Raw genomic sequence first — 24,697 nt, 5'->3', positions numbered from 1 at the left:
CTCTCCGCCCTTTCTCCGCGAGTTTCGCCGGGGCACGCAAGCCTCCTGACGCTCTCGCTCTCCGAAGTACGCGTCTCGCCTTCTCTGTACGCCCTCAGCCGCGCATGCGCTCCCGCGCCCGCGCCACGGCGTCCCGCAGGTCGTCGAAGCGGTCGGCGGGAAAGGTCTCCACGAGGGCGGCAGCGATCTCCCAGGCGATCACGTTTTCCAGGACCACGAGGGCGGCGGGCACCGCCGTCACGTCGGAGCGCTCGACCGCCGCCCGAACGGGTTCCTTTGTCCGAAGGTCCACGCTCGGCAGGGGATTCTTCATGAGGGTGGGAATGGGCTTTTTTGCCGCCCGGAGGAGGATGGGCATGCCGTTGGACATCCCGCCTTCGATCCCGCCCGCCCGGTTCGTCGGGCGTACGAAGCCCCGCTCGGCGTCGTAGGTGATCGCGTCGTGCGCCTCGGAGCCGCGGCGGTCTGCGAGGGAAAATCCGTCCCCGATCTCCACGCCCTTGATCGCCTGAACGCTCATCGCCGCCCGGGCGAGGCGGGCGTCGAGCTTCCGGTCCCAGTGCACGTAGGAGCCGACCCCGGGAGGAAGCCCCCAAACGGCCACTTCCAGAACCCCGCCGAGGGTATCTCCTTCCCGCCGCGCCTCGTCGATGCGGCGGATCATCTCCCCTTCCGCTTCGGGATCTAAAGTATACACGGCGGAGGCCTCCGTGCGCTGCCGGACTTCCTCGGGGGGGAGGGACAAGAGGTCGACGCGCGACACCACCCCGCCTAGGGCCTTTACCTGCCCCACCACGACGATCCCGAGTTCGGCGAGGAGGCGGCGGGCGAGGGCACCGATGGCCACGCGCATGGCCGTCTCGCGGGCGCTCGCGCGCTCGAGCACGTCGCGAACGTCCGTGTGGCCGTACTTGAGAACTCCGGCGAGGTCGGCGTGGCCCGGACGAGGGGCCCACACGCGCCGGAGGCGGCGGTCCCGCTCTTCCGGCGAGAGGTCATCGGGAAGCGAGGGGGGCTCGGGGGAGAGGGCCTCGCGCCAGTTTTCGTGGTCGCGGTTTTCCAGGTAGAGCGCGATGGGCGCTCCCGTAGTCCTTCCGTGGCGGACGCCCGCGAGAATCCGCACGCGGTCGCGTTCGATGGTCTGCCGCCCTCCGCGGCCGTACCCTCCTTGCCGGCGCGCCAACTCGCGGTCGATGTCTGCCGCCGCAACCGCAAGTCCCGCCGGAAAGCCTTCGACAATGCCCACGAGCGCCGGCCCGTGGGATTCCCCTGCCGTGAGGTAGCGCACCGTTCTCACGCTTCCTTTCTCGTGGCAAACCGCCTCCGCCACCGTACACACCGCCCCGTTTCAACCGGGGCGACGCACCCTCTTTGCGGAAGGGGCGGAAAAGGCGGACGTCTGCGAATCCCCACCGACCTTCCGCAGGGCAGATGTCCGGACGGACCCACCCGCGGAGCCTCGGGTGCGATCGGAGGAGGCGCTACGTCGGATCTCCGACCTTGCGGTAGATGAACGGGTACACCTGCCTAAGTCCGTAGCGTTCGGAGGAAAAGATCTGCTCCGTGCTCCCGACGAAGAGGTAGCCCCCAGGGCGCAGGGAACGGGAGAGCTCCCGGTAGAGGTGCTCCTTTCCCGCATCCGTGAAGTAGATGGCGACGTTGCGGTTCACGATGAGGTCGAACCCCCGCTCGTACGGGTCGCGCAGGAGGTCGTGGCGGCGAAAGTAGACCGCGCGCCTTAGTTCCGGCACGACCTCGTATTCGTCCCCGACGCGGATGAGGTAGCGGGCAGCGAACTCCGGAGGGACGAGGCGTACGGCGGATTCCGGGTAGCGGCCGCGCCGCGCGCGGGCGAGGGCGTCTTCGTCGATGTCCGTGGCCAATAGCGTAACTCCGACGAAGCTCCTCCTGCGGGCGTGCACGAGCATCGCCAAGGTGTACGGTTCTTCGCCGCCGGCGCACGCCGCGCTCCACAGGCGCGCCGTGGTCTTCGCAAGGATTTCCGCGAGGACGTACCGGTCGAGATCTTCCCAGCGGTCGGGGTTGCGGAAAAACTCGGAGACGTTGATCGTGATCCGGTCGAGGAATTCTCGACGCAGCTCTTCGTCGCGCTCTACGGCGGCGAAGTACTCCGCGTATCCGGAAAAGCCGCGCCGGCGGATGAGGCTCGTGATCCGCCGGCGCATTTGTGCCTCCTTGTACTGCCCGAGGTCGATCCCGAAGCGGCGGCGGACTCCCTCTACGAAGACGCGGTAGGAAGCGTCGTCGAAGCGCTCCTCCATCGTCAAATCCACGCGTCTACGGCGCGTCGGTAGTCCACGATCTCCTCGGGACGAAACCAGAGGGCGATCTCCCGCTCCGCGCTCTCCCGCGAATCGGAGCCGTGAACCAGGTTCTTTTCGATAGACAAGGCGTAATCGCCGCGGATCGTCCCCGGTGCGGCGTCGCGCGGGTTTGTGCGTCCCATCATCTCCCGCACGACGCGAATCGCGTCTTCGCCCTCGAGGACGAAGGCGAAGACGGGACCGGAGGTGATGAAGGATACGAGGTCTTCGAAAAACGGCTTTTCCCGGTGCTCGGCGTAGTGGCGCTCGGCGAGTTCCCGCGAGACGCGGAGGAACTTTCCGGCGACGATGCGAAGGCCCCGCCGCTCGAAGCGGGTGAGGATTTCGCCAACGAGACCGCGTTCTACGCCGTCCGGCTTCACCATGACAAACGTTCGCTCGACCACGAGACAAGCCCCCTCCTTACACTGTGTGCGCAGGACCTCCCCGTCAATTCGGGGGCGCCCTCTCTCAGTATTTCCGACGAGCGATGAAATGCAGAATCCCCTCGAGATACGCCACGCCGTCGCGATCGCGAAGGGGAACGAGTGTTTCCTCCCCCTTCGCCACGTAGCGGGCGACGAACGCGCGGCTTTCCTCGAAGATCCCGCGTTCGTGCATGCGGGCGACGAGGTCCGGGAGGAGTTCCGCCGTCCTCCGGGTGCGGAGTGCCGCGAGCGCCTCCGGTCCGAGCACGGGATCGCGCAGGGCGAGGAGCGTCGGCAAGGTGACGTGGCCCTGGGCGAGGTCGTGCCCCCGGGGCTTCCCGAGCTCTTCTTCGGTGCCTACGAAGTCGAGGAGGTCGTCCGTAAGCTGAAAGGCCATCCCCGCGTAGTATCCAAAGCGGCCGATGCGGCGTTCGACGTCCGGCGGCGCACCCCCAAGGCGGGCGCCGAGGCGGGCACTTGCGGCGATGAGGAGCGCCGTCTTCCGCCGAATGCGGCGCAGGTATTCGCGGCACGTCACCGGGCGGTAGAGGTCCCCGAGCTGCACGATCTCGCCAACGGACATCTCGTACACCGCCCTCGCCAGGACCTCCGCCGCGAGGCGGTCGCCGATGCTCGAGATTTCCTCGAGCGCCTTGGCAAACAACATGTCCCCCAGGAGGACCGCCGCCCCTTCCCCCCAGCGCGCCCGCACCGTGGCGCGCCCGCGCCGAAGGTCGGCGGCGTCGACGACGTCGTCGTGCACGAGGCTCGCCATGTGGACGAGCTCCAACGAAACGCCCAAGTGGACGAGACGCCGCTCCCGCTCCTCCGGCGCTTCTCCGGAGTACGCGCCTCCGCCCCGCTCCCGTGCGAAAGACTCGCCCACACGGGCGGCGATCAAGGCCAAAAGCGGGCGCAGGCGCTTCCCCCCCGCCCGAAGGAGGTGGACCGTCCCTTCGAAGAAGAGCGGATGGTCGCCCTCCAGAAGGGATTCGAGGCGGTCCTCGACGAGGTTGAGGGTTTCGGCAAACATCGCGTAGAGCTCGGGAAACGATACCGTCCTCACCGATACGTCACCTTTCTCGTGCATCCGCGACCCACACCCGCGCCGCCTCCGATCGAAACTTCGGTTCCGGATGCGTTCCCGATTCCGCGGACTATACGGACGCGAGGCTCGCGTAGCGGAGTCGAACGTCCTCCTGCAAAAAGCCGAGGCGGCGCGCCCAGGAGAAGTAAAGCGCGAGGCCGGCCTCCTCTTCTGGCCCAAGGTCGAAGGAGAGGCCGGAGAAGTAGGCGTGCCAAAACTCCGCGTCGCCTCCGACCTCGCCCTGTACGGCTTCCACGAGAGGGCGGAAGTCCCGCTCCGAAAGCCGACGGCTTTGGAGGAGTTCCCGGTATACGACCTCGACGGAAGCCGTGCGGCGCTTCCACGTATCTTCGCGCACGGCGAAGACGGCGTACGTCATGGGAAGGCCCGTTTCCGCAAACCAGAGTTCCCCTACATCATACACGAAAAGCCCCCGTGCCCGAAATGCCTCGCGAATCGCCTCGTCGCCGATGAGGAGCGCGCCATCGTGCTCGGCGAGCATCGCCCGAAGTTCGGGTTCATGGGAACGGCCCTCTACTTCTAGGCCGTAAAACCCGCGAAAGAGGATTTGGACGAGGTGCGCGCTCGTCGCCGAACGGTTTGTGAGCGCGAGGCGCACGCGCCCCTGGCGACGGATTTCGGGAAGGGGGCGGCGGAGGAAGAGGAGGATGGAGCGCACCTTGCCGCGCGCGCTCACGGACAGATGGGGCAGGAGGAGGTACTCCCGGGAATGCTGCCCGTAGGCAAACGAAGATATGGGGCCCATGTCCACCTCGCCGGCGGCCATCTTGCGGTTGAGCTCGGCGGGATACGTGGAGACGAATTCTGCCACCCCGGCGAGGGAGCGGGCGTCGAGGTAGAAGTACATGGGGAGTGTGTTTGCGTAGTCGATCCGTCCCACGCGGAGCATGTCTACTCTCCTTTGGAACCTTCTCCCCAGCGGGCGTAGACGTCCGGTGCGGAGAGGTCGAGGCGGTCGAGGATCTTGCCCACGACGAAGTTCACGAGGTCGTCGACGGTGCGCGGCCGGTGGTAGAAGGCGGGCATGGCGGGGAGGATCGCCGCACCAGCGCGGGCCAGACGCAGCATGTTTTCCAGGTGGATCGCGGTGAGCGGCGTCTCGCGCGGCACGAGGACCAGCGGGCGCCCTTCCTTGAGCGCCACGTCGGCGGCGCGTTCCAGGAGCTTTTCGCCGGACCCGGTGGCCAGGCGGCCAAGGGTTCCCATGGAGCAGGGGACGACAACCATCCCGCGCGTGCGAAAGGAACCGCTCGCCACGGGGGCGCCTACGTCCTCGTTGTCGTAGAGGAAGACGTCTGCAGGTGCCGCACCCTTTCTTACTCCCGGGCGACTCCCCTCCGCCGCTGCAGGCCCCCCGCCCCCGCCTTCCGGCGGCCACACCCATGTGCGCCTCACCCAATCCGCGAGGTGTTCCCCGTCCCAACCAAGCTCCTCTCGAAACACGCGGCGCGCGGCATCGGTGACGACGAGGTGGACCTCCACTCCCGCCGCCCGGAGCACACCGACGAGGCGGCGCGCGTAGACGGCGCCGCTCGCCCCCGTCACCCCTACGACGAGGCGGTGCGGCCCCTTCTGCGTCAGACCGGACATCCCCCCACCTCCCGCCTCGTCTCTCGTAAGGGACCCTTTGCCGTACGTCCGGTCAGAATTCGAATTCAGACGAGGTAGTTCAAGAGAACGAAGGCGAAGAGGACGACGCTCATCACGCCGTTCATCGTGAAAAAGGCGGCGTCCAGACGGCTCAGATCTCCGGGGCGCACGAGAGAGTGTTCGTAGACGAGGATCGCCGCGGCAGCGCCCACACCGGCAAGGTACCAGGCGCCGAGCCCAGCAGTCCCCACGAGGGCGAGAAGGAAGAGAACGGTGAGGACGTGAAACACACGGGCGATGCGGATCGCCGTTTCCGCCCCGTAGCGCGCCGGGAGGGAGTGCAGGCCGTGGGCGCGGTCGAACTCCTCGTCCTGCAAGGCGTAGAGGACATCGAAGCCCGCCACCCAAAAGGTCACTGCGAGAAAGAGCCATACAGACGGACCGTGAAGCGAGGCCGTGGCCGCCACCCAACCGCCCAAGGGGGCAAGGGCGTCCGCCGCTCCAAGGACGAGGTGACTCCAGGCCGTAAAGCGCTTCGTAAACGAATAGAGGAAGAGGATCCCCGCCGCAAGCGGGAGGAGGAGGAGGGCGGTGGTGTTGAGCATGGCCGCGGCCAAGACGAACACGCCAAAGGAGGCGATCGCGTACGCCCACGCCTCCCGGACACCGATAAGGCCGCGGGGGAGCGCACGGGCGCGCGTGCGCGGGTTGGCGGCGTCGATTTCGCGGTCGATGATCCGGTTGAGCGTCATCGCCAGCGTGCGCGCCGCCACCATGGCCACGGTCGTCCACGCCCACATCCAGAGGGTAGGCCACGTCCCCCGGACGTAGAAGCTTCCGAGGACGAGGCCGACGTACGCAAAGGGAAGGGCAAAGACCGTGTGTTCAAATTTGATCATCTCGAGAAAGACGAGGAAGCGCTCCCACGCCGAACGCGGGACTTGTCCCTCGAGTTCGCGCGCATCCCCCGCCACGTCAGGTCTCTCCTTCCGTACGTGCCTGCCCGAGCGCAGAGCTCGGGACCGCCTTTCGGCCACAGGCGGCCGACGGCCGCCGCGGCAAGCGGCGAACGCGAATCCCGCATCCTATTCTCCCGGTTCCTCGGGTCGGTAGCCGATGTGAATCGCCGCGACGCCAAAGGTGAGCGGGATGACCCGCACGCGCTCGAGCCCCGCCTCCTCGAAGAGGCGCCGGAGCGTCTCGGCATCGATGAAGCGCTTGAGGGATTCTGGAAGCCAGGCGTATTCCTCGTAGCGACCGGCGATGCGGTCGGCGATCCACGGGAGAACGCGTTCGAAGTATACGCCGTACACCTGGCGGAACCCCCAGAGGTACGGGTGCGACAGCTCGAGTGAGGCGACGAAGCCGCCCGGACGGACGACGCGCCGCATCTCGCGCAGGACGTGCGGCACGTCCGTCACGTTTCTCAGGGCAAAGCCGATCGTCGCGCCGTCGAACGCGGCGTCGGGAAAGGGGAGCCTCTCCGCTTCCCCCTCGCGAAACTCGACGCGCGCCAAAGGTGCCCGACCCGATTCGCGCAGACGGGCGACCTTTTCCCGTGCGATGGAGAGCATCTCCGGAGACAGATCCACGCCCACGACTTCCCCTTCGGGGCCGAGCCGCCGGGCTACGGCGAGGGCGAGATCCCCCGTCCCCGTCGCAAGATCGAGCACCCGCATCCCCGGAGTGAGGCGGAGCTCCCGCAAAAATCGGCGGCGCCAGAGCTTGTGCGTCCCGAAGGAGAGGAGGGTGTTGAAAAAGTCGTACCAAGGGGCGATCGAGCCGAATACGCGCCGGACGTAGGCCTTCTTTTCTTCGGGCGTGCGGAACGTCGGGGCCCCCATCGATCTACTCCTTCTCTGCCGCGAGGAGGCGTTCGTCGAAAGCCCGCGGGAGCGAGGCGGCAAACGCGGCCACATCGCTCCCCGCCGCATCGCGCTCCACCTCGTGGGCTACGCGGCGAAGGAGGGCGAGTGCCTCCCGGTAGAGGTCGCCGTCCCGCCCCGAGCGCATGCGCGCGTGCTCCACCTGCAGGTAGAGCTCCACGAGGCGGCGGAGCCGCGGTTCTTCCGGGGACAAGGCCAAGTAGAGGGTGGCCTCTGCCCGCGAGCGAAATTCGAGTTCGAGTTCCGGAGAAAACTCCGGCTTGCGCCGCCATTCGAGCAGGCGGACGATTTCCCGGTTGTACGCGGCGATCGCCGCGGCAAACGGGACGAGCCATTCCCCCCTCCCCTCTTCGAGGAGGTAGAGGAAAAAGAGGCTGGACAGCGCATCCCCCTCGAGCACGCGGAGGCCGACCGGCACCCCCATCTCTCCCTGCGGCTCGCCATCCCACACGCGCGCGTGACGCGCCAGCGCCGAGACGATGAGGTGCACGGCCACCTGTCCGCTTTCCCGCGCCCGCGCGTCCAAATCGAGGAGGGCGAAGATCCGCTCGGCGAGAAACACGCGTTCCGGCGAGAGTTCGGGCAACCTGTCGGCCAAGAAGGGAAGATCTCGGGCGGCGCGCACCAGCCGCCGTTCGAACACCTCCAAGCTCCTCCGCCACGTCAACCGCGTCGACCCCGCTTCCCGCTCCTGTCGGACGGCCTCGTGCCACGCCTCCGCCGTAGGCGGCCGGCGCGGCGGTCGGCATCGTAAGGATTATACCACAAAGGAGGGCAAAAACCGGGCCGCGCCGAGCGTCGCCCTCAGGCGGCGAAGAACCGCGCGCCCCTCAACCCCCGGAACCCGGCCAACGCGGTCCGAAGGTGATTTCGACCTCGGGACCGAAGAGGGACTTGAGGTTCGCGGGGGACAAAGGTTCACGAATGTGCCGGTCTTCGGGTAAAAAGGCGGGCCGCCGCGCGCGCAGGGCGAGGTAGAGCTCTTCGGTGTCCCCGACGAACACGCGAAGGTAGAGGGTCTCCGCGGGAAGTTCCGTAAACACGGCTCCGTAGAGGGCGAGGGCGTCCCCCAGGGCGGTACGCGGATCCGGGGGCGAGCCGACGCCGACGAAGAGGGTCGTCCCCTCTTCGCGTACGTGCCGCACGCGCCCCGAGAGGGGGAGCGAGGTAAAGAGGCGGACGATGCGCTCCTCCCGAACCTCCCCGGGGGCAGATGCGGACCTCGAAACGCCGGAGAGCGCGTCCCACGGCCCTCGGGGGGGCGAGGGCAAAAGGGCGAGAGCCGCGAGAAGGACCGTGAAGAGCACGGCGGACGCCGCAAGCACGGGGCGTCCGCCGATCTCTCGGACCCTTTTCGAAGAAGGGGCGGCAAGGTCGCGCGCGCCGCACCGCGCATGCCCCGCACGCCGGAACATTCCCCTCACCCGCCCCCTTCCGCGGCGGCCGGGAACCCACCTACGCGTCCCTGGCGGTTTCCGACTTTCCGGACTCCACGGTACCGAAGCGGGTGTACACCTCGGCGTGGCCGCGGATCTTGATCGCCGCCGTGTGTTCCGTGAACTGAGCCACCATAACCTCGCCGGCGTCGAGCTTTTCGATGTGGTGGAAGCGCGTCGTCTCCCCGCGCGTGAGGCCGATCACCGTGACGCCGTTTTCCAAGGCCCGGATCACGACGTAGTCGTTGTACATTCCTTCGGACACGCGACCCTCACCTCCGGTGGTTGCCCAAGAGAAGTCGGAGCGCCTCTTCCCGAAGGGTCGGATCCTCGCGAAACACGCCGCGCGTCGTGATCGTCACCATTTGGGAGCCGGGCTTCTTCACCCCGCGCATGACCATGCAGAGGTGTTCCGCCTCGAGGACGACGATTACGCCGCGGGGCGCGAGGACGTCGACAATCGCGTCGGCGATTTCCTCCCCCATGCGCTCCTGAATCTGCGGGCGTCGGGCGACCACCTCGAGGACGCGGGCCAGCTTGCTCACGCCGACGACGCGGCCGTCGGCCGGGAGGTACCCGATGTGCCCCCTTCCGAAAAACGGGAGGAGGTGGTGTTCGCACATGGAGTAGAACGGGATGTCGCGAAGGGCGACGAGCTCTTCGTGGCGCTCGGTGAAAAAGGTGTTGAGCTCTTTGCGCGGGTCCTTCCCCACGCCAGAAAAAATTTCTTCAAACATCTCGGCAATGCGCCGCGGCGTATCCGCCAAACCCTCGCGATCGGGATCTTCGCCGATCGCCTCGAAAATGAGGCGGACGGCGTGCTTCACCTTATCGTGGTCGATGGCCAACCTGCGGTACCCCCTTCGGCGTGGACCGTAGCCGCGATGCCAACCGGTATTGGCGGAATTCTCTAGGCGGTCGAGTGCATCCCGGCACGCGGGCGATCGCCCACGGACATCCTACCACGCCGAGGGGAAAAAGGGAACGCGTCAAAAGCGAGGACACCCGCAAAGGTCCCGTAAGGTCCCGCGAGAAACCCGCCGTTTATTTAGACGGACCCTACACGCAATGCAAGAATCACAAGAGGATGGCGATGAGGCCGCCGGAGCCCTCGTTCACGATCTTTTCGAGCGTCTCGCGGAGCTTGTAGCGCGCCTCGTCGGGCATGAGGTGGAGCTTCGCGCGAATGCCGTCCTGGACGACCTGGTAGAGAGAACGTCCGAAGATCTCCGTCTTCCAGAGGGCCTCGGGATTCGCCTCGAAGTCGCGCATGAGGCTTTCGGCAAGCTCTTCGCTCTGGCGCTCGCTCCCGATGAGCGGGGAAAACTCGGACGCCACGTCCACGCGGATGAGGTGGATGGACGGCGCTTTGGCGCGCAGGAGGACGCCGAAGCGCGACCCCTGGCGGTAGACCTGCGGCTTCTCGAGCTCTAGGTCTTCCGGACGCGGCGTGGCGATCCCGTAGCCCGTCGCCCGGACCATCTCGATCGCCTCTGCAAAGTGGTCGTACTCCCGCTTGGCGCGCGCGAACTGGATGAGGAGTTCGAGGAAGTGGTCGCGCCCGCGCACTTCCGTCCCCAACACCTCGCTCACGATCTCTTCGTAAAGTTCGTCCGGGGCGTCCAACTCGATTTCGGCGACACCCTGGCCCAAGTCGAGCGAGGAGATCTCGGCGCTCGAGATGAAGTCGTAGTCCTCGAACTTCCCCAAGACCCGCTGCACGTCGCGCACGCGGGTGACCTCTTTTACGGTTTCCTCCACGGCTTCCTCGTACTTCTTGCGCAGCCAATGCCCCTCGTCGAGCACGAGGACCCAGTCGGGGAGGTGAACTTTGAGTTCGTAGAGGGAGAATTCGTAGAGCGCCTCCCGCAGCACGGTGAGGGCGGTCTCCTCGTCCATCGTCGCCGCGGAAAGGGCGAGGACGGGGACGTCGTACGCCTCCTCCAGGCGCGCGCGCAGACCTTCCGTCTCAGGATCCGTCGGGTGGACGCTGTTCAACACGACGACGAAGGGCTTCCCGACGGCCTTGAGCTCTTCGATGACCGTCCGCTCCGCCTCTTCGTAGTTCGCGCGCGGGATTTCCCCGATGGAGCCGTCCGTCGTCACGACGATCCCCAGCGTGGAGTGGTCCTGGATCACCTTGCGCGTGCCGATCTCCGCCGCCTCGTGAAACGGAATCGGCTCTTCAAACCACGGCGTGTGCACCATCCGCGGCCCGGATTCGTCCTCGTACCCGCGCGCCCCAGGGATCGCGTAGCCCACAGAATCCACGAGACGCACGTAGACCGAAAGCCCCTCCCCCACCTCTACGCGCACCGCCTGCTTGGGGATGAACTTCGGCTCGGTGGTCATCACCGTACGCCCCTGGGCGCTCTGAGGGAGCTCGTCGATCGTCCGCCGACGCTCTTCCTCGTCTTCGATGTACGGAACCACGAGGAGCTCGAGGAAGCGCTTGATGAACGTGGATTTTCCCGTGCGCACGGGACCAACGACTCCGACGTACACCTCACCGCCGGTGCGCTCGGCGATGTCGCGAAAGACCTCTTCCCGCTTCATCCTCTGCTCCACGGCCTTCCCTCCCTTGACCTCGACTCCCACCGGAGCACCCGGTTTCTTTCCTGCTCATCGGGATAGACGGTACGTCCCCACGCGGAACGGTACATGTATACGCCGCACGTCCCGCTCTATACCGAAGGCTCTCTCGCGTGCCCCTCGGCCGCACCCCTCCGGGCCTGCAAACCCTGTAGATCAAGACGACGGCGCCCGGGCGAACGCGAGGGTTCGGGCATAGAGATGGGGAGAAGCGAATCGCTCCGTGCGGAGGTGAAAAGGCCTTTCGCCGAGGAAAGGCCGCTTCCCGTGAACAAAGCCAAAGGTACCGGAGGGAAGAAGGGAACCGGACGCGAAGAACCGAAACCCGAAGAGGCCAACGCTGCGACGCGCGAAGGCGGTTCTTGGGTACACGAGCTTAAGCCCCTGCACGAAAGCATCCGCAGCCTCGCACAGTCCGTGCAGGAAATCGAAAAGCTCACCGCCGGACTCCTCGTCGCCCTCGAAGTCCTCGACCAGGTCCGGCGGTCGGACCTCCTCCGTCGCGCCGGCGAGGCGCTCCTCGCAAGTGACGTTCCCCCCGCAGAACGCCTGAAGCGCTTTGCCGCCATGCTCGAACGCGTGGACGCGAAAAAAATCCAGGCCGTCCTCGAATCGCCGCACCTCCAAGCCCTGCTCGACCTCATGGGGCCGAAAAGGCCGGGCGGAAGCGGAAAGTGAAGCGCCCGCCGCTCGAGCGGCGGGCGCAAGCACGTCATCGGAGCTTTTGGCGGAGAGTTTCGCCTCCCGCCCGCGCCGTCCGCGGCGGGAAAGCGAACAACGACGCGGACCTACGCCTCGGGATCCGACCCGCCCGGGGCGGGAGGGACGCCCTTTTCTCGGAGCAAGCGCTGGATGGACTCCATCCCGCGGAAGGGGTGATTGCGCAGGTAGGCGACGATCTCCTCTTCCTTTTCCGGGGGGAGGGGCCGCCCGAGGGCCGCCGTGAGGGTACGGACGAGGTTTCGGAGCTTTTCTTCGTTCGTCTCGTCGCCCGCCTTGAGGTCGGCGGCGAGCGCCTTGAGTTGGCCGGGATCGACCTTGGTCTGCCCGAGGCGGCTGAGGACTTGAAGGAGGTCGGCGAGGTTCACGGCGATACCTCCCTGCCGCGGCCGTGCCCGCAGCCGGATCTTCTACCGGCAGAGTATGCGCCGCTTTTGCGGGCGTGACGGCGCCACCGCCGGACGCACGACCCCTCGGGCGAACGGACGACCCTCTCCCTCGCTCCCGAGCGGTTCGCCTACCCAAACGTTCAAAAGGGCAAAATTTCGACCTCGGGCTTCGGCTCCCTCCCCATGAGCCGATCCGCCGCCGTGCGGGGGTCCAACCCTTCGAAGAGGACCGCGTAGAGCGCTTCCGTAATAGGCATGGACACCCCGAGCCGAAGGGCGAGCTCGCGGGCGGCGCGGGCCGTGGATATTCCTTCGATGGCCTGACCGATCGTGCGCCGGACTTCCTCTAAGGAAAGGCCCTGGCCGAGGAGGTACCCGGCACGCCAGTTGCGGCTCAAAGGGCTCGAGGTCGTGACGATGAGGTCGCCGAGGCCAGAGAGCCCGGAAAAGGTCAGAGGATGGGCACCCAACCTCTGCCCGAGGCGCGTCATCTCCACGAGGCCCCGTGTCACCAAGGCGGCCCGGGCGTTGTGCCCGTAGCCGAGCCCGTCGGACATTCCGGCGGCGATGGCGATGATGTTCTTGAGCGCGCCGCCGAGTTCTACGCCGACGACGTCGGCGTTCGTGTAGACGCGAAAGGCGGGCGTGAGGAAGAGTTCCTGGGCGCGGCGCGCCACGTCCTCCACGTAGGCGGCGGCGACTACCGATGTGGGCTTACCCACCGCAACCTCTTCCGCGTGGGAAGGCCCCGAGAGGACGGCGAGGCGCCTTGCGGCGCCCGGAATCACCTCCTCGATGACCTGGGAGAGGCGCAGGTTCGACCCGACCTCCAACCCTTTCGCCACGTTGACGAGGAGCGCATCTCCGGGAAGGTAAGCGCGGGCGGCGGTGAGCACCTCGCGCAGCGCCTGAGAAGGTACGGCGAAGAGCACGACGTCCGCCCCGGACAGGGCGGCGGAAAGCTCGGAAGTGACGGCAACCGCAGGTGGGAGAACGACGTCCGGGAGGTACCGGCGGTGCCTGCGCTCGCGGGCAAGGTGCTCCATCTCCTCCGGGTTGCGGCCCCAGAGGCGTACGGGGAACCCCTTTTCGGCGAGGAGGCGAGACAGCGCGATTCCAAAGCTCCCCGCCCCGAGTACGGCGATCGTCTCCTTCACGGCTCTCTCTCCACGACTCGTTCCGGACCGACGGCGGACGGCCCGGAATGTTTTCTCCCGAGGTTTTCGGCGGCTCAGACGGATCCCGACGGGGTACGGCGTCGCGCGACGTAGCGCTCGGCCTCGATGCGGATTGGAACCCCCGGCAAGGGATGAACTTCGCGCAGGCGGTTTTCCAAATAGCCGAGGTACCCGGAAGTGACCAAGGAAGGGTCGTCGACTTCGACGACGAACTTCGGCGGCCCCGTGAGGACTTGGCGCATCCGGTAGAGGCGGGGCCTTTTCCCCCCTACGGAAGGCGGGGGCGTAAGAAGTACGGCGTCGCGGAAGATCGCGTCGAGCTCTTCCGGATCGATCCGAAAGCGGAAGCGCTCCGCCGCGGCGCGTACCTCCTCGAGGAGGCGGGATACCTTGCGTCCCGTGAGGGCGGATATGTAGAGGACCGGTGGGTTGGCGAGGAAGTACAGGTCGCGGCGGACCTCCCGTTCGTAGCGCACGGAAAGCTGGGGATCGCGCTCCACGGCATCCCACTTGTTGAAGGCAACGACCACCGCCCGTCCCCGCTCCCAGGCGTAGCCGGCGATGCGCCGGTCCTGCTCGACGATTCCTTCCGTCGCGTCGAGGACGAGGACGGCGACGTGGGCGCGTTCGAGGGCGCGGAGCGTGCGCAAAGTGCTGTAGTACTCCGTTCCCCGCCCGACGCGCCCCGGGCGCCGGAGCCCGGCGGTGTCCACGAGCACAAACTCCGCCTCGGGCGTCCGAAAGGGAATGTCCACGGCATCCCGCGTCGTACCCGGAACGTCCGTGACGACGACGCGCTCTTCGCCGAGGATCGCGTTTACGAGGGAGGACTTCCCGACGTTCGGGCGGCCAACGATCGCCACGCGGATCGCGTCGTCCCCGACCACTTCTCCCTCGTCTTCCTGCGGCAGGCGGGCGAGGACGGCCTCCACGAGCTCGGCGATTCCCTTCCCGTGGGCGGCGGAGACGGCAATGGGGTCGGAAAGGCCGAGGCGGTAGAACTCGGGGACGTAAAGCTCGTGTACCGGTGCGTCCACCTTGTTCACCACGAGGAGGACGGGTTTCCCGGATTTTCGCAGAAGCTGGGCGATCGATTCGTCGGCCGGCGTGATCCCCTCTTGGGCGGAGACGACAAAGAGGACGAGGTCGGCCTCGTCGACGGCGGCGAGCACCTGACGGCGGATCGCCGCGGGGATCTCTTCTTGCGCCTCGAGGTCGAGTCCTCCCGTATCCACCACCCAAAACCGGCGCGAAAACCACTCCGCCTCGCCGTAGAGGCGATCCCGCGTCACCCCGGGGACGTCCTCGACGATCGCCCGACGCTCGCCGATCAGGCGGTTGAAGAGGGTGGACTTCCCGACGTTTGGCCTCCCTACGATGGCAACGATGCCGCCCACGCAATCACCTCCCGCCCTGCGTCCCGCCGTTCCCAAAGAGGACTTCCCAGAAAGAGTCCGCGGAAATGCGAAAGAAAAAGTCGGGGGCGCCCCCGACTTTTCCCTCGCCGTACCCGACGCCGTGCCGCACCCCGGCGAACCGCTCGACATCGGGCGGTCCTTCCGGCGCGCACGCGTCGTACCCGCCGAGTCGCCGCATGTCCGATTCGAAGTCCGTCAAAAGAGCTTGTCGCGCAGATCCTCCTGGATGAGGTCGCGAATGGAGACCTCCAGGCTCTCGTCCTTCTCCTGCGCGGCGTGAGCCTCCCGCTCGCCGCGGCCGCGGCGGCCGCCCCCGGAGACGGGTTCGCCTTCCGCCTCGCGGATGCTCAGGCTGATCCGCCGCTCTTCGGGAGAGATGGAGAGGATCTTGACCCGCACGCGATCTCCCTCGTGCAGCACTTCGTGCGGCGTGGACACGCGCCGGCGCGCCACCTGGGAGACGTGGACGAGCCCTTCGACCCCCGGAACGATCTCGACGAACGCCCCGAAGGGGGCGAGGCGCTTCACCACGCCTTCCACGACGTCGCCCTCGTGGAAGTGTTCCGCAATCGTGTCCCAAGGACCGGGCTGCGTCTCGCGCAGGCTCAGGCTGATGCGGCCGGTCTCGCGGTCCACCTTGAGCACCTTTACGCGGACGCGGTCGCCCTCCTTTACCACCTGCCGCGGGTCGTCCACGGGATCCCAGGAGAGCTCCGAGATGTGGACGAGTCCGTCGACGCCGCCCAGGTCGACGAAGGCCCCGAAGTCCACGATGCGGACCACCGTACCTTCGAGGACCTCGCCTTCCACCAGGCGCGCGAGCGCCTCCTCCCGGCGCCGCTCCTTCTCTTCTTCCACGACGATGCGGTGCGAGAGGATCACGCGGTTTTGCTCCGGATCGAGCTCGAGCACCTTGACGGGGAGACGCTTCCCCTTGTAGACGCTCAAGTCTTCTACGTAGCGTTCGCCCACCTGCGAAGCGGGAATAAAGCCCCGAAGGCCGACGTCCGCCACGAGGCCTCCTTTCACCGCGTCGAAGATCGTCACCTCGAACGTTTCGTCGCGGTCGAAGAGGTCGGCCAGCCTCTGCCACGCTTCCCGCGCGTCCACCGCGCGCTTGGAAACCACGATTTCCTGCTTGACGGGGTCGACCTTGACCACCTCGACGCGCACGCGGTCGCCCACGCGAAGGACGTCCGAAACGCTCTCGATGTGGAGCGCGCTCACCTCGCGGATGGGAAGGATTGCCTCCCGCCCGTCGCCCAAGTCCACCATGGCGTGCTTCGCCTCGACCCGGGTCACCACGCCTTCCACGACTTCGCCCACGTGGAGGTTTCCGCCGAAACCTTCCTGCCCAAAGCTCATCGAAACTCCTCCTTGCGGCCCTGAACCGAATTGAATAGGCGCTCCTCGACCAGACGGACGATCGCCTCCACGACTTCGTCCACCGACTTCCCCGTCGTGTCGATCTCCACGGCATCTTCTGCTTTGCGGAGAGGAGCGACCTCGCGTTCGGCATCCTTCCGGTCGCGTTCCCTGAGACGTTCCAGGGTTTCCCCGTAGGTCGGGCGCTCCCCCCGCCGCGCGAGTTCTTCGTGGCGCCGGCGAGCCCGTTCGTCGAGAGAAGCCGTGAGAAACACCTTTACCCTCGCTTCCGGCAGCACCACCGTGCCGATGTCGCGCCCGTCCATGACGACCATCCGCCCAGCGGACAGGTAGTGCAGCGCCAGCTGACGCTGGCGGCGCACGAGCTCGGCGCGCACACCGGGGTGGCGGGCGACCGCGGAGACGGAACCGGAAACGCGAGGCGAGCGGATCTCCTGCGTGACGTCGCGTTCATCCAAAAGCACGGTGGGCACGCCCTCGGCGTTCGGCCCTCCGAAGGCGACCACGGTCTCCCCGAGAAGGGCGACGAGGGCCGCCTCGTCGTCTACGGGTACGCCGCGCTCCAACGCCTTAAGGGTGAGAGCCCGATACATCGCACCCGTATCCACGTAGTAGGCGCCCAAACGCTCCGCGAGACGACGCGCCACCGTGCTCTTTCCAGCACCAGCCGGTCCATCTATGGCGATGGCGTTCAAGCGTCGTTTCACCTCGACTTTGGCCTCGTGCCCCTCCGGCTAAGCTCCGCCCGGCCCCGAAGCGCACGCGGCTCTCCGGGACCGCGGCGACCCGTTCCGCCCTGCGCCTCTGGGAATTTTTCCGGGGTGCCGAACTTCCTGGCCCATTATAGCACACCGTAGAGGGGGCGGCAAAAGCGAGGAAAAAACTTTTCCACCTCGCCGGTTTGACGAAAGAGAGCCGTCCTTCCCGGAGGACGGCCCTCGCAGGCGACGCCTCACCCCTTTTCCGGCGGACGGCCGAGGAGTTCCACGTGCTCCTCTGTGCCGTCGAAGGCGTTGAGGAAGACCCGGTACGGCGTCCCGCCATCCTCCACGACAAAGGTGTAGGCAAGTACTTCCCGCCCGGCTTGGTCTTGGGTGATCGCGAGGCGCGGAGGGTCGACGAGCTTGCCGCGGTTCTCCGCCGCGCGGCGCGCCTCTTCGGCGGTGAGCTTGGGCGCGGGGATGTCGCGGGGGCGGTGAAAGGCGAGGTAGGAAGAGCGGTCCAGGCCTACGACGGCCCCGTCGTCGAGAGCCACCCAGACGCGGATGGCGTCGGGGAAGAGGAGGACGTCCCCCTGCACGGGAACGAAGCGGTACACGGCAAAGCCGTCACCCATCCTCCCGTCCGCGAGGACAAACCCGCGCATCCCGCGGGCGTAAAGGTCCCGTTCGGCCTTTACCGCACCTTGTTCGTAGGTGAGACGGGGGGCGCCGAGCGGCCGCACGTGCCGAAGCCAGACGATTTCGCCGCCGCGCTCGAGAACTTCGCCCGTGTAGGCCTCGCCGTCGCGCGGATTTTGCGGCTCGATCGTGACGTCGAAGAGGGCGACGTCGTCCTCCACCCGATGAACTTCGGCGTGCCGCACGTCCGAAGGGGTGAGGCCGAAGGCCTTTGCCACAATTTCCCGAGCCTGAGATTCGGACACGGGATTTCCGCGGGCCGCCTCCTTAAGGCCCATGCGCAAGCGTTCGCCGTCCAAAGGAGGAAGCGACCCATCGGGAAAAGGAGGATCGCCCTTTAGTCCGTCGGAAATCTTGCGCAGTCCGTCCACGACGGGATTTCCCCGGGCCTCCGAAAGGGCGAGGGCCATCTCCACGTCCATCCAGCGGATCTTGTGTTCGGCAATGTTCGTCCCGAGGGTTTCGAGCTCTTCCCGAAGCGCCCTGGCCTCGCAGGCAAGCGCCTCGACGCGCTGAGCGCGGCCGTCGTCCCTCGACTTTCCCTCTGTGGCGGCGAGAAAGGCAAAGCGAGAGACGTTCCCCAAAAACCCCTCGAGTTCTGAGGCCGGAAGGAGCGTGAGGGGGAGTCGAGAGAGATTCGCTCGGGCCGCATCGGCGTGTTCCTTGAGCTCGAAGAGCTTGGCCGTGGAGTACCCGTCGTCGCGGGAGGTGCGAAGCACGGTCAACGACCGCTCGATCCCCTCCAAATGGGCGAGCAAATCGTAAAAGGCGCGCTGGTACTGGTTTTCCGCTTTAAGGAGTACGGCGTTCTTTTCCTGCGTCTCCCGATACCCCCAATAAAGGGAGACCACGAGGAGTCCGCCCAAGACGACAAGCGCGATGCGCGATCCCAAGGTCCCCACTTCCTTTCCCGAGGACGATCGCATTCCCGCGCGGTGACCCCGCGGGACGACGGCTGTCCGTAGCGTGCGCCGATCCGCGCGCTTTATGCCGCAGATCCCGCCCGCGCCCGCGAGTTCGTGTCGTCCTTTCGCGACCTCCCCACCCGTGCGGCGCACACGAAATCGGCCGCCGTGGGGCCTTCGTTCGGCGCCCGTACGGCGGCCTAGGTAACCGGTTATGGCAAGGGCGAGACGGGGAACTCCCCCGAACCTCACCCCTCACGCTTTTTTTCCGGATTGTCTCCTGCGAACTGCGCCGTCGTGCGGTCGAGAATGGGAGTGATCGTGAAGTCGTCCGTGTTGCCGCAGACGCACTGTACGAATCCCGTTTCGTAGGTGCCGTCTTTCGTCTTCCGTCCGCGGAGGATGTACACCTCACCGCAGCGGTTGCAGCGGATCATCACCTTTACGCGACGCATGGGAACACCCGTCTCTCCCTGGGTATGGTCTACGGACGTAGGATGCCCCATCGGATCGAGTGCCATGGCCCCAGCCCCCCTTCGATCGACTGCGCGACCCGCCGATGGTCCCTAAGACAAGCCCCGAATGTAACCATACTTCAAGCCCCACCGGCAGGGCAAGAAGCAAAGCGTCGCCGCGTCCCCACGGAAACCCCGCCGAAGTCGAGACCGAAGGACGCGCGCCTTCTTCGGTCCGCGACCTCCGCGGGCGGAGGCCAAACGCTTCCCGCTGGCGAAAAGCCGAGAAGTCCGCGAATTTGCCGAAGGGGCCTAAGTTCTGGTAAGATTGCACCCGGCGCGTCGGCAGCCCCTTTCCCCGGCTTTCGCACCCGTTTTGGTTTCGTTTTTCCTTTGAAACTACTTGAACCTCTCCGTGAAATCTTTCCACGCGAATGCGGGGAAATCCTTCTTCACGCAAAACTTTCGAAGCTCGTTGCTGCCGGCAAAAGGAGGAAACCGAAGCAATGCCGCTCCTTGCGGAAACGGGAGGGTTCGGCGGGTTCGCGGATCCCGCGTTTTGGGCCGCTGCCCTGGGCATCGTCCTTCTCGACCTCGTGCTCGCCGGCGACAACGCCGTCGTCATCGCCCTGGCGGCGCGGGAAGTCCCCGTCCATGGGAGGAAACGGGTGATCTACGTCGGAACGCTTCTCGCCGTGATCCTCCGCATCCTCTTTGCCTTCCTAGCGGTGGCCCTCCTCCGCCTTCCCGCCCTCCGGGCCGTAGGCGGCGTCCTCCTCGTGTGGATTGCCTACCGCTTCCTCCGCCACGAAGTGGAGCGGCGGGCGAAGCGCGCCGGCGGAAAGCATGCGAAGGCCGCAGGGGAAGTCGCACCGGCGGACGGCCGAAGCGAGCGGGCGGCGATCGGAACCGCCGCCGCGGCGATTGCCGCGCGCACGATGGCGCAGGCCGTTCGGCGCATCGCCTTTGCCGACACGATCATGAGCCTGGACAACGTCCTCGCCGTCGCCGCCGTGGCGCGAAGCGAGCCAATCCTCCTCGTGGTCGGTCTGGCTTTGAGCGTCCCCCTCATGATCTGGGGGAGCACGTTCATCGCCGGGCTCATGGACCGCTTCCCCGTCCTCGTGGACGCGGGAGGAGCGGTCCTCCTCTGGAGCGCCGCCCACATGATCCTCGAAGATCCCCTGACCGGCCCGTGGTTCACCGCCTCATGGGTGCGCGGAGGGTTCGTCCTCCTCGTCCTCGCCGGGACCTTCTTCTTCGCCTACCTCCCCCGGATCCGGAAGAAAGGGTAGGTCTTCGGGGAGGGAGGGAAAGTACTCTTCCAGCACGCGAAGCACCACGGACGCGGAAAACCCCCGCCCGAGGAGGAAACGCGCGAGGCGCATGCGGCGTTCCTCCTCCTCGCCCTTGAGGCGCGTCAGACGCCGTTCGGCCAGAGAACGGGCGAGGCGGTACTCCTCCTCCGGATCCAAGTGGCGCAAGGCGTCGTCCGCGATCTCGCGGTCGACGCCTTTTTTGCGCAGTTCGGCAAAGAGCGCCCATCGGCCCCGAGGGCTCGAAGCGGTGCGCAGTTCCACATACGTCTCCGCATAGCGGCGGTCGTCGAGGTAGCCCTGCCGCCTGAGCTCCCGTACCACCGTGCGCACGACCTCGGAGGAATACCCTTTTGCGCGCAGCGCCCTGCGCACCTCCGCCTCCGTCCGCATGCGTCGCGCGAGAAGGGAGATCGCCTGTTCTTTGGCACGCGCCACCTCCGCTTCCTCTCGAAGGGCTTCCCGGTCGGCCAACGAGAGTTCCTGCCCCGGGACGAGAGAACGGCGGACGACGACCTCTTCCGGAAGTTCCGTGCGCATCCCGTCGTCCCAGAAGACTTCCACGCCTCCGCGCCTCCCCGCCTCTACGGCGACGACGCGCACGGTGCGGTCTCGTCCGACCTCGCCCGTACGGGCGTCGTCTAGCGTTCCTCCGTCCACACGAGTTCGCCCTCCTTTCGCCGCCGCGCCCAGGGCGCCCAAAGGGCTTCGAGCACGTCGAGGATCACGTACAGAACCAGTCCCAAAAGGCCGAGTAGGGCGACGACGGCAAAGATCTCGCCGTAGGCGTAACGCGACTGCGCCCGCTGGATCAAGTAGCCGAGCCCTTCCTCCGTGGCGTACGTCTCGACGAGGAAGAGCACGGAAAGGGCGATCCCCGTATTTACGCGGAGGGCCGTAAGCAGCGCGGGAAACGCCGCGGGGAGGTACACGTGGCGGTAGAGGTCCCACGGTCGCGCGCCCAGAGCGCGCACGGAGAGGACGTAGGCGGGATCCACGGCGCGCACCGCATCGCGAACGGCGATGAAAAGCTGGTAAAAGAGGATGAGAAAGAGGATCGCCTCCCGCGAGAGGTCGCCGAGGCCCAAGAGGAGAAAAAATACGGGCATGAGCGCCGTCTTGGGGACGGGGTACGTGAGGTAGACGTAGGGGGCAATTCGCCCGTCCCACTTCGGGTGCGTGCCGAGGAAGACACCCAAGGGCAAGGCCAAAAGGACGGCCCAAGCAGTCGCCACCCCCACACGCTTGAGGCTCGCCCCTACGTGGTGCACGAGCCCGTCCCCCAAAAGCCGCAAAAACCCCTCGAAGGCAACCGAAGGCGGGGGGAACACGGGATTGCGGAGGACGAGGGCAATCCCCCACCAGAGGGCGAGGAGTACGCCGAAGGCGGCGAGCAGCCGAACCGGCGACCGAAGGCTCAACCCGCCATCACCTCCCGCAGACGGGCGCGGATCTCCGCGGCGAGGGACGCCCCCTCCCCCTTGCCGCGCCCCGGGTTCTCCCACACGTGGGCCACCTTCCCCGGTTGCGGCGTAAAGAGAAAGATCCGGTCGCCGAGGCGTACCGCCTCTTCGATGTCGTGGGTGACGAGGAGGGCCGTAAACCCGTACTCTGCGTGCAGGCGGAGGAGGAAGTCCTGCATCGCCTCACGGGTGAGCGCGTCGAGGGCGGAAAAGGGCTCGTCCAAGAGGAGGAGGCGCGGCAAGGTGACGAGGGCGCGGGCGAGGGCCACGCGGGCGCGCTGCCCGCCGGAAAGTTCGTAGGGCCTGCGGCGGCCGAGGCCTTGAAGCCCCACCTCCGCGAGGACCGCGTGGACGCGGGTGCGGATTTCCTCCCGAGGCACCCGGCGAAAGAGAAGCCCCAAAGCGACGTTGTCTTCCACGGTCTTCCACGGGAGGAGGGCGTCGCTCTGGAGGACGAGCGCGACGTCGCGGCGCGGATCGAAGTCGGGGATGCGGTAGACGATGCTCCCCGTGTACTCGCCGCCGAGGCCGGCGAGGAGGTGAAGCAGCGTGCTCTTTCCCGACCCCGACGGGCCGAGGAGGACGGCGATTTCTCCTCGGCGCACGTCGAGGTCTACGCCGTCCAAGGCGAGGACGCTTCCCCCGGGTCCGCGGTACGCGGCGCGGAGCCCGCGCACCTCGAGGAGGACTTCGGCGCTCATCGGCCATTAAACCCCGGGGCGAGGAGCTCGTCCGGCGTGACCTCGGTCGAAAGGAGGTCCTTCCCCCGAAGCCACGCGAGCACGTCCTCGATTTCCCGCCGCGGCGGCGGTGCGGGGAGGGGGAAGCGCGGCACGGCGTAGGTGGCCTCGAGCTCCTGCGGGATCCGAGCACTCTCCACGAAGTCCCGGCGGTAGCGTTCGGGGGAAGCGTTGAGCGTCTCTACCGCCTCCCGCAAGGCGGCGAAGAACCCTTCCATGGCACGGCTGTTTTCCGCGAGGAAGGGGCCGGAAAAGACGAGGACCACGTGCGTGAGGTTGTTGCCCCGATCGTCGACGAGCACGCGCGCACCCCTCTTCTCCGCGAGGCTGGCGAGCGGTTCAGGAAGCACGGCGGCGTCTACGCTTCCCTCCGTGAGCATCGTCATGCGGTCGGAGATCTTGGGTACCCAGGTCTTGTGTACCTCCCGTGGGGCGACGCCGAGGCGTTCGAGGAAGCGGTCGCCGACGTACTCGACCACCGAATTTTGCGACATTGCCACCTTGCGCCCGCGCAGCGCCTCGGGCGTGAGCGGATTCGGCCAATCCACGCGCGGAGAGCCAAGCAAGGCGAAGGTGCGCGTCTCCGCCGTGGCCTCCATGAGGGATACGGTCACGCGTACGTCCTTACCGCTCGCGCGGAGGAGGGAGGCGGCGACGAGGTCCGACACCATGCCGTCGATTTGGCCCGCCAAAAAGGCGCTGTCCCGCTCAGAAGCGCTCTGGAAGGGGACGAGCGTCACCTCGACCCCCTTCTGGGCAAAGGCGCCCGATTGCTTTGCCACGACGAGGGGAAAGGCGTCGATCGTCGGAAGGATTCCCACGCGCACAGAAATGCGCTGCCCTTCCGCAGGCGGAGGTACGTTTGCTGGTGCGGGAGCCGCGGGAGCCGTTCCCCCCTCATTTGCCGAAGGCGCTTGAGGCGCCTTGCGGGCGCACGCGGTGCCCCAAAACCCAACCGCCAAAAGCAAGGCGACGATTGCCGCCGCCTTCCCTACCCATCCGAAGCGATCGCCTCCCATGTGCCAACCGCCCCCTTGGTTCCTTTTTGTATGTCTGTGTGCCGATGCGGACATCCCGATAGATTCGCCTCCGTCTCGGACCTTCCGAAGGGAACCGCTTCCGTAAGGCATCCCCTGCGGCACAGACGTCCGTCATCCGCCGCCGCGCAAATCTCCGCTGTGGTATGCTTGAGGTACGCACGGGTTCCGCCGTAAAGCATACCGCAGCGCCGGCCCTTGCGACAAATCGCGGCGAAGGGAGCGCAGTTCGTGCCGTTTCTCTGGCCGATCCTCCTCATCCTTCTTTTGCCCCTTCTCCTCCTCAACCTCTTCTTCCAACTCGTGACCTTTTCCTTCGCGAAACTCGGGCTCACCCCTACCGGGGCGACGTTTCTCCTCCTCTTTTCCCTCTTCGGAAGCCTCATCAATATCCCGATTTCCGAGACGCGCACGTACGTACCCCCGGAACCCGTCGGATACTTCCGCGGACCGGTTTGGGTCTACTACCGCCCGCCCCGGGTTCAGGAGACGATTCTCGCCGTAAACGTCGGCGGGGCGATCGTTCCTACGGTGTTCGGTTTCTACCTCCTCACGCGCACGCCCCTCGTGCCCGCCCTCCTCGCCACAGCCATCGTCACGGTCTTCGTCCACCTTTTGGCCCGCCCCGTACCCGGCGTCGGAATACAGGTTCCCGCCCTCCTCCCTCCCCTCGTCTCCGCCCTCGTGGCGATCCTCCTCGGCGGCGAACACGCGCCGGCCATAGCCTATATCTCCGGCGCGTTCGGGACGCTCATCGGCGCCGACCTCCTCAACCTCCCCAAAATTCGCTCCCTCGGCGCCCAAGTGGTGAGCATCGGCGGTGCGGGCGTCTTCGACGGGATCTTCCTCGTGTCCGTCTTCGCCGCCCTCCTCGCGTAGCGCCCACCCCGCCCTTCCTGCACAACCCTTCCCACTCTCCGGCGTCC

Annotated in this window: 27 protein-coding genes; 3 read left to right on the top strand and 24 right to left on the bottom strand. The window is 66.7% G+C overall.

Annotation, left to right across the window (positions count from 1 at the left end):
* Nucleotides 1–94 precede the first annotated feature (94 nt).
* From aroC to spoIVA, 13 genes are all read right to left on the bottom strand, one after another.
* A complete protein-coding gene (aroC, locus tag C7438_RS00315; protein ID WP_121443372.1) occupies nucleotides 95–1,288 on the bottom strand; it encodes a chorismate synthase in 1,194 nt (397 codons plus the stop codon).
* Nucleotides 1,289–1,481: 193 nt separating this feature from the next.
* A complete protein-coding gene (locus C7438_RS00310) occupies nucleotides 1,482–2,282 on the bottom strand; it encodes a CheR family methyltransferase (RefSeq protein WP_121443371.1) in 801 nt (266 codons plus the stop codon).
* Nucleotides 2,283–2,284: 2 nt separating this feature from the next.
* Nucleotides 2,285–2,731, bottom strand: coding sequence for a nucleoside-diphosphate kinase (ndk, locus tag C7438_RS00305; RefSeq protein ID WP_121443370.1), 447 nt, complete (start codon nucleotides 2,729–2,731; stop codon nucleotides 2,285–2,287).
* 64 nt (nucleotides 2,732–2,795) lie between these two features.
* On the bottom strand, nucleotides 2,796–3,818 hold the full coding sequence (locus tag C7438_RS00300) for a polyprenyl synthetase family protein (protein WP_170143440.1): 1,023 nt from the start codon (nucleotides 3,816–3,818) through the stop codon (nucleotides 2,796–2,798).
* 91 nt (nucleotides 3,819–3,909) lie between these two features.
* Nucleotides 3,910–4,749 (bottom strand): menaquinone biosynthetic enzyme MqnA/MqnD family protein, encoded by an 840-nt coding sequence (locus C7438_RS00295; RefSeq protein WP_121443368.1) that lies wholly within the window; start codon nucleotides 4,747–4,749, stop codon nucleotides 3,910–3,912.
* Nucleotides 4,750–4,751: 2 nt separating this feature from the next.
* Entirely contained in the window at nucleotides 4,752–5,450 is a 699-nt protein-coding gene (locus C7438_RS00290; RefSeq protein WP_121443367.1) for a UbiX family flavin prenyltransferase, read from the bottom strand.
* Between the two features lie 65 nt (nucleotides 5,451–5,515).
* Entirely contained in the window at nucleotides 5,516–6,424 is a 909-nt protein-coding gene (locus tag C7438_RS00285) for a UbiA-like polyprenyltransferase (RefSeq protein ID WP_245956395.1), read from the bottom strand.
* 111 nt (nucleotides 6,425–6,535) lie between these two features.
* Complete coding sequence (locus C7438_RS00280) at nucleotides 6,536–7,294, bottom strand: demethylmenaquinone methyltransferase (protein ID WP_121443366.1); 759 nt, start codon at nucleotides 7,292–7,294, stop codon at nucleotides 6,536–6,538.
* Nucleotides 7,295–7,298: 4 nt separating this feature from the next.
* Complete coding sequence (locus C7438_RS00275) at nucleotides 7,299–7,979, bottom strand: hypothetical protein (protein ID WP_121443365.1); 681 nt, start codon at nucleotides 7,977–7,979, stop codon at nucleotides 7,299–7,301.
* Between the two features lie 187 nt (nucleotides 7,980–8,166).
* The gene (locus C7438_RS00270) at nucleotides 8,167–8,661 is read right to left on the bottom strand and encodes a hypothetical protein (protein ID WP_147401936.1); all 495 of its coding nucleotides are present in this window, start codon (nucleotides 8,659–8,661) and stop codon (nucleotides 8,167–8,169) included.
* 130 nt (nucleotides 8,662–8,791) lie between these two features.
* Nucleotides 8,792–9,025 carry a trp RNA-binding attenuation protein MtrB gene (mtrB, locus tag C7438_RS00265; RefSeq protein ID WP_121444004.1) on the bottom strand — a complete coding sequence of 78 codons (234 nt, stop codon included), beginning with the start codon at nucleotides 9,023–9,025 and terminating at the stop codon, nucleotides 8,792–8,794.
* A gap of 19 nt (nucleotides 9,026–9,044) precedes the next feature.
* The gene (gene folE, locus C7438_RS00260; protein ID WP_121443363.1) at nucleotides 9,045–9,620 is read right to left on the bottom strand and encodes a GTP cyclohydrolase I FolE; all 576 of its coding nucleotides are present in this window, start codon (nucleotides 9,618–9,620) and stop codon (nucleotides 9,045–9,047) included.
* A gap of 229 nt (nucleotides 9,621–9,849) precedes the next feature.
* Nucleotides 9,850–11,328: a stage IV sporulation protein A gene (gene spoIVA / locus C7438_RS00255; protein WP_121444003.1), complete on the bottom strand. Its 1,479-nt coding sequence runs from the start codon at nucleotides 11,326–11,328 to the stop codon at nucleotides 9,850–9,852.
* 303 nt (nucleotides 11,329–11,631) lie between these two features.
* Here spoIVA and C7438_RS00250 point away from each other — a divergent pair, with 303 nt between their 5' ends.
* Nucleotides 11,632–12,042, top strand: coding sequence for a hypothetical protein (locus C7438_RS00250; protein WP_147401935.1), 411 nt, complete (start codon nucleotides 11,632–11,634; stop codon nucleotides 12,040–12,042).
* Nucleotides 12,043–12,152: 110 nt separating this feature from the next.
* On the opposite strand, the gene C7438_RS00245 is transcribed toward C7438_RS00250, so the two are convergent.
* From C7438_RS00245 to C7438_RS00215, 7 genes are all read right to left on the bottom strand, one after another.
* The gene (locus tag C7438_RS00245) at nucleotides 12,153–12,452 is read right to left on the bottom strand and encodes a stage VI sporulation protein F (protein ID WP_170143439.1); all 300 of its coding nucleotides are present in this window, start codon (nucleotides 12,450–12,452) and stop codon (nucleotides 12,153–12,155) included.
* Between the two features lie 161 nt (nucleotides 12,453–12,613).
* Nucleotides 12,614–13,630, bottom strand: a complete 1,017-nt coding sequence (locus C7438_RS00240) for an NAD(P)H-dependent glycerol-3-phosphate dehydrogenase (protein ID WP_121443360.1) — start codon at nucleotides 13,628–13,630, stop codon at nucleotides 12,614–12,616.
* A 74-nt stretch (nucleotides 13,631–13,704) separates the two neighbouring features.
* Complete coding sequence (der, locus tag C7438_RS00235; RefSeq protein ID WP_245956393.1) at nucleotides 13,705–15,048, bottom strand: ribosome biogenesis GTPase Der; 1,344 nt, start codon at nucleotides 15,046–15,048, stop codon at nucleotides 13,705–13,707.
* A gap of 216 nt (nucleotides 15,049–15,264) precedes the next feature.
* Entirely contained in the window at nucleotides 15,265–16,434 is a 1,170-nt protein-coding gene (gene rpsA / locus C7438_RS00230; RefSeq protein WP_121443358.1) for a 30S ribosomal protein S1, read from the bottom strand.
* Nucleotides 16,431–17,162, bottom strand: a complete 732-nt coding sequence (gene cmk / locus C7438_RS00225) for a (d)CMP kinase (protein WP_121443357.1) — start codon at nucleotides 17,160–17,162, stop codon at nucleotides 16,431–16,433. Before cmk ends, rpsA begins: the two co-directional genes overlap by 4 nt.
* 245 nt (nucleotides 17,163–17,407) lie before the next feature.
* Nucleotides 17,408–18,748 (bottom strand): PepSY1/2 domain-containing protein, encoded by a 1,341-nt coding sequence (locus tag C7438_RS00220; protein ID WP_170143438.1) that lies wholly within the window; start codon nucleotides 18,746–18,748, stop codon nucleotides 17,408–17,410.
* Nucleotides 18,749–19,008: 260 nt separating this feature from the next.
* Nucleotides 19,009–19,281: a hypothetical protein gene (locus tag C7438_RS00215; protein ID WP_211321986.1), complete on the bottom strand. Its 273-nt coding sequence runs from the start codon at nucleotides 19,279–19,281 to the stop codon at nucleotides 19,009–19,011.
* A gap of 440 nt (nucleotides 19,282–19,721) precedes the next feature.
* Here C7438_RS00215 and C7438_RS00210 point away from each other — a divergent pair, with 440 nt between their 5' ends.
* Nucleotides 19,722–20,510, top strand: a complete 789-nt coding sequence (locus C7438_RS00210; protein WP_170143437.1) for a TerC family protein — start codon at nucleotides 19,722–19,724, stop codon at nucleotides 20,508–20,510.
* On the opposite strand, the gene C7438_RS00205 is transcribed toward C7438_RS00210, so the two are convergent.
* From C7438_RS00205 to C7438_RS00190, 4 genes are read right to left on the bottom strand one after another with little or no spacing between them, the layout of a single operon-like run.
* Complete coding sequence (locus C7438_RS00205) at nucleotides 20,424–21,191, bottom strand: regulatory protein RecX (RefSeq protein ID WP_121443354.1); 768 nt, start codon at nucleotides 21,189–21,191, stop codon at nucleotides 20,424–20,426. The genes C7438_RS00210 and C7438_RS00205 overlap by 87 nt on opposite strands.
* Entirely contained in the window at nucleotides 21,173–21,952 is a 780-nt protein-coding gene (locus tag C7438_RS00200) for an ABC transporter permease (RefSeq protein WP_170143436.1), read from the bottom strand. Before C7438_RS00200 ends, C7438_RS00205 begins: the two co-directional genes overlap by 19 nt.
* Nucleotides 21,949–22,695: an ABC transporter ATP-binding protein gene (locus tag C7438_RS00195; RefSeq protein ID WP_121444001.1), complete on the bottom strand. Its 747-nt coding sequence runs from the start codon at nucleotides 22,693–22,695 to the stop codon at nucleotides 21,949–21,951. The genes C7438_RS00200 and C7438_RS00195 overlap by 4 nt, the downstream gene beginning before the upstream one ends.
* Complete coding sequence (locus tag C7438_RS00190) at nucleotides 22,692–23,753, bottom strand: ABC transporter substrate-binding protein (protein ID WP_170143435.1); 1,062 nt, start codon at nucleotides 23,751–23,753, stop codon at nucleotides 22,692–22,694. Before C7438_RS00190 ends, C7438_RS00195 begins: the two co-directional genes overlap by 4 nt.
* A gap of 249 nt (nucleotides 23,754–24,002) precedes the next feature.
* Between C7438_RS00190 and C7438_RS00185 the strand changes: the two genes are divergently transcribed.
* A complete protein-coding gene (locus C7438_RS00185; RefSeq protein ID WP_121443351.1) occupies nucleotides 24,003–24,650 on the top strand; it encodes a DUF1614 domain-containing protein in 648 nt (215 codons plus the stop codon).
* Nucleotides 24,651–24,697 lie beyond the last annotated feature (47 nt).

Source organism: Brockia lithotrophica, assembly GCF_003633725.1.
Classification (GTDB): domain Bacteria; phylum Bacillota; class Bacilli; order Thermicanales; family DSM-22653; genus Brockia; species Brockia lithotrophica.
The sequence above is the reverse complement of the archived record's forward strand: the minus strand, read 5'-3'. Positions and strand labels throughout refer to the sequence as shown.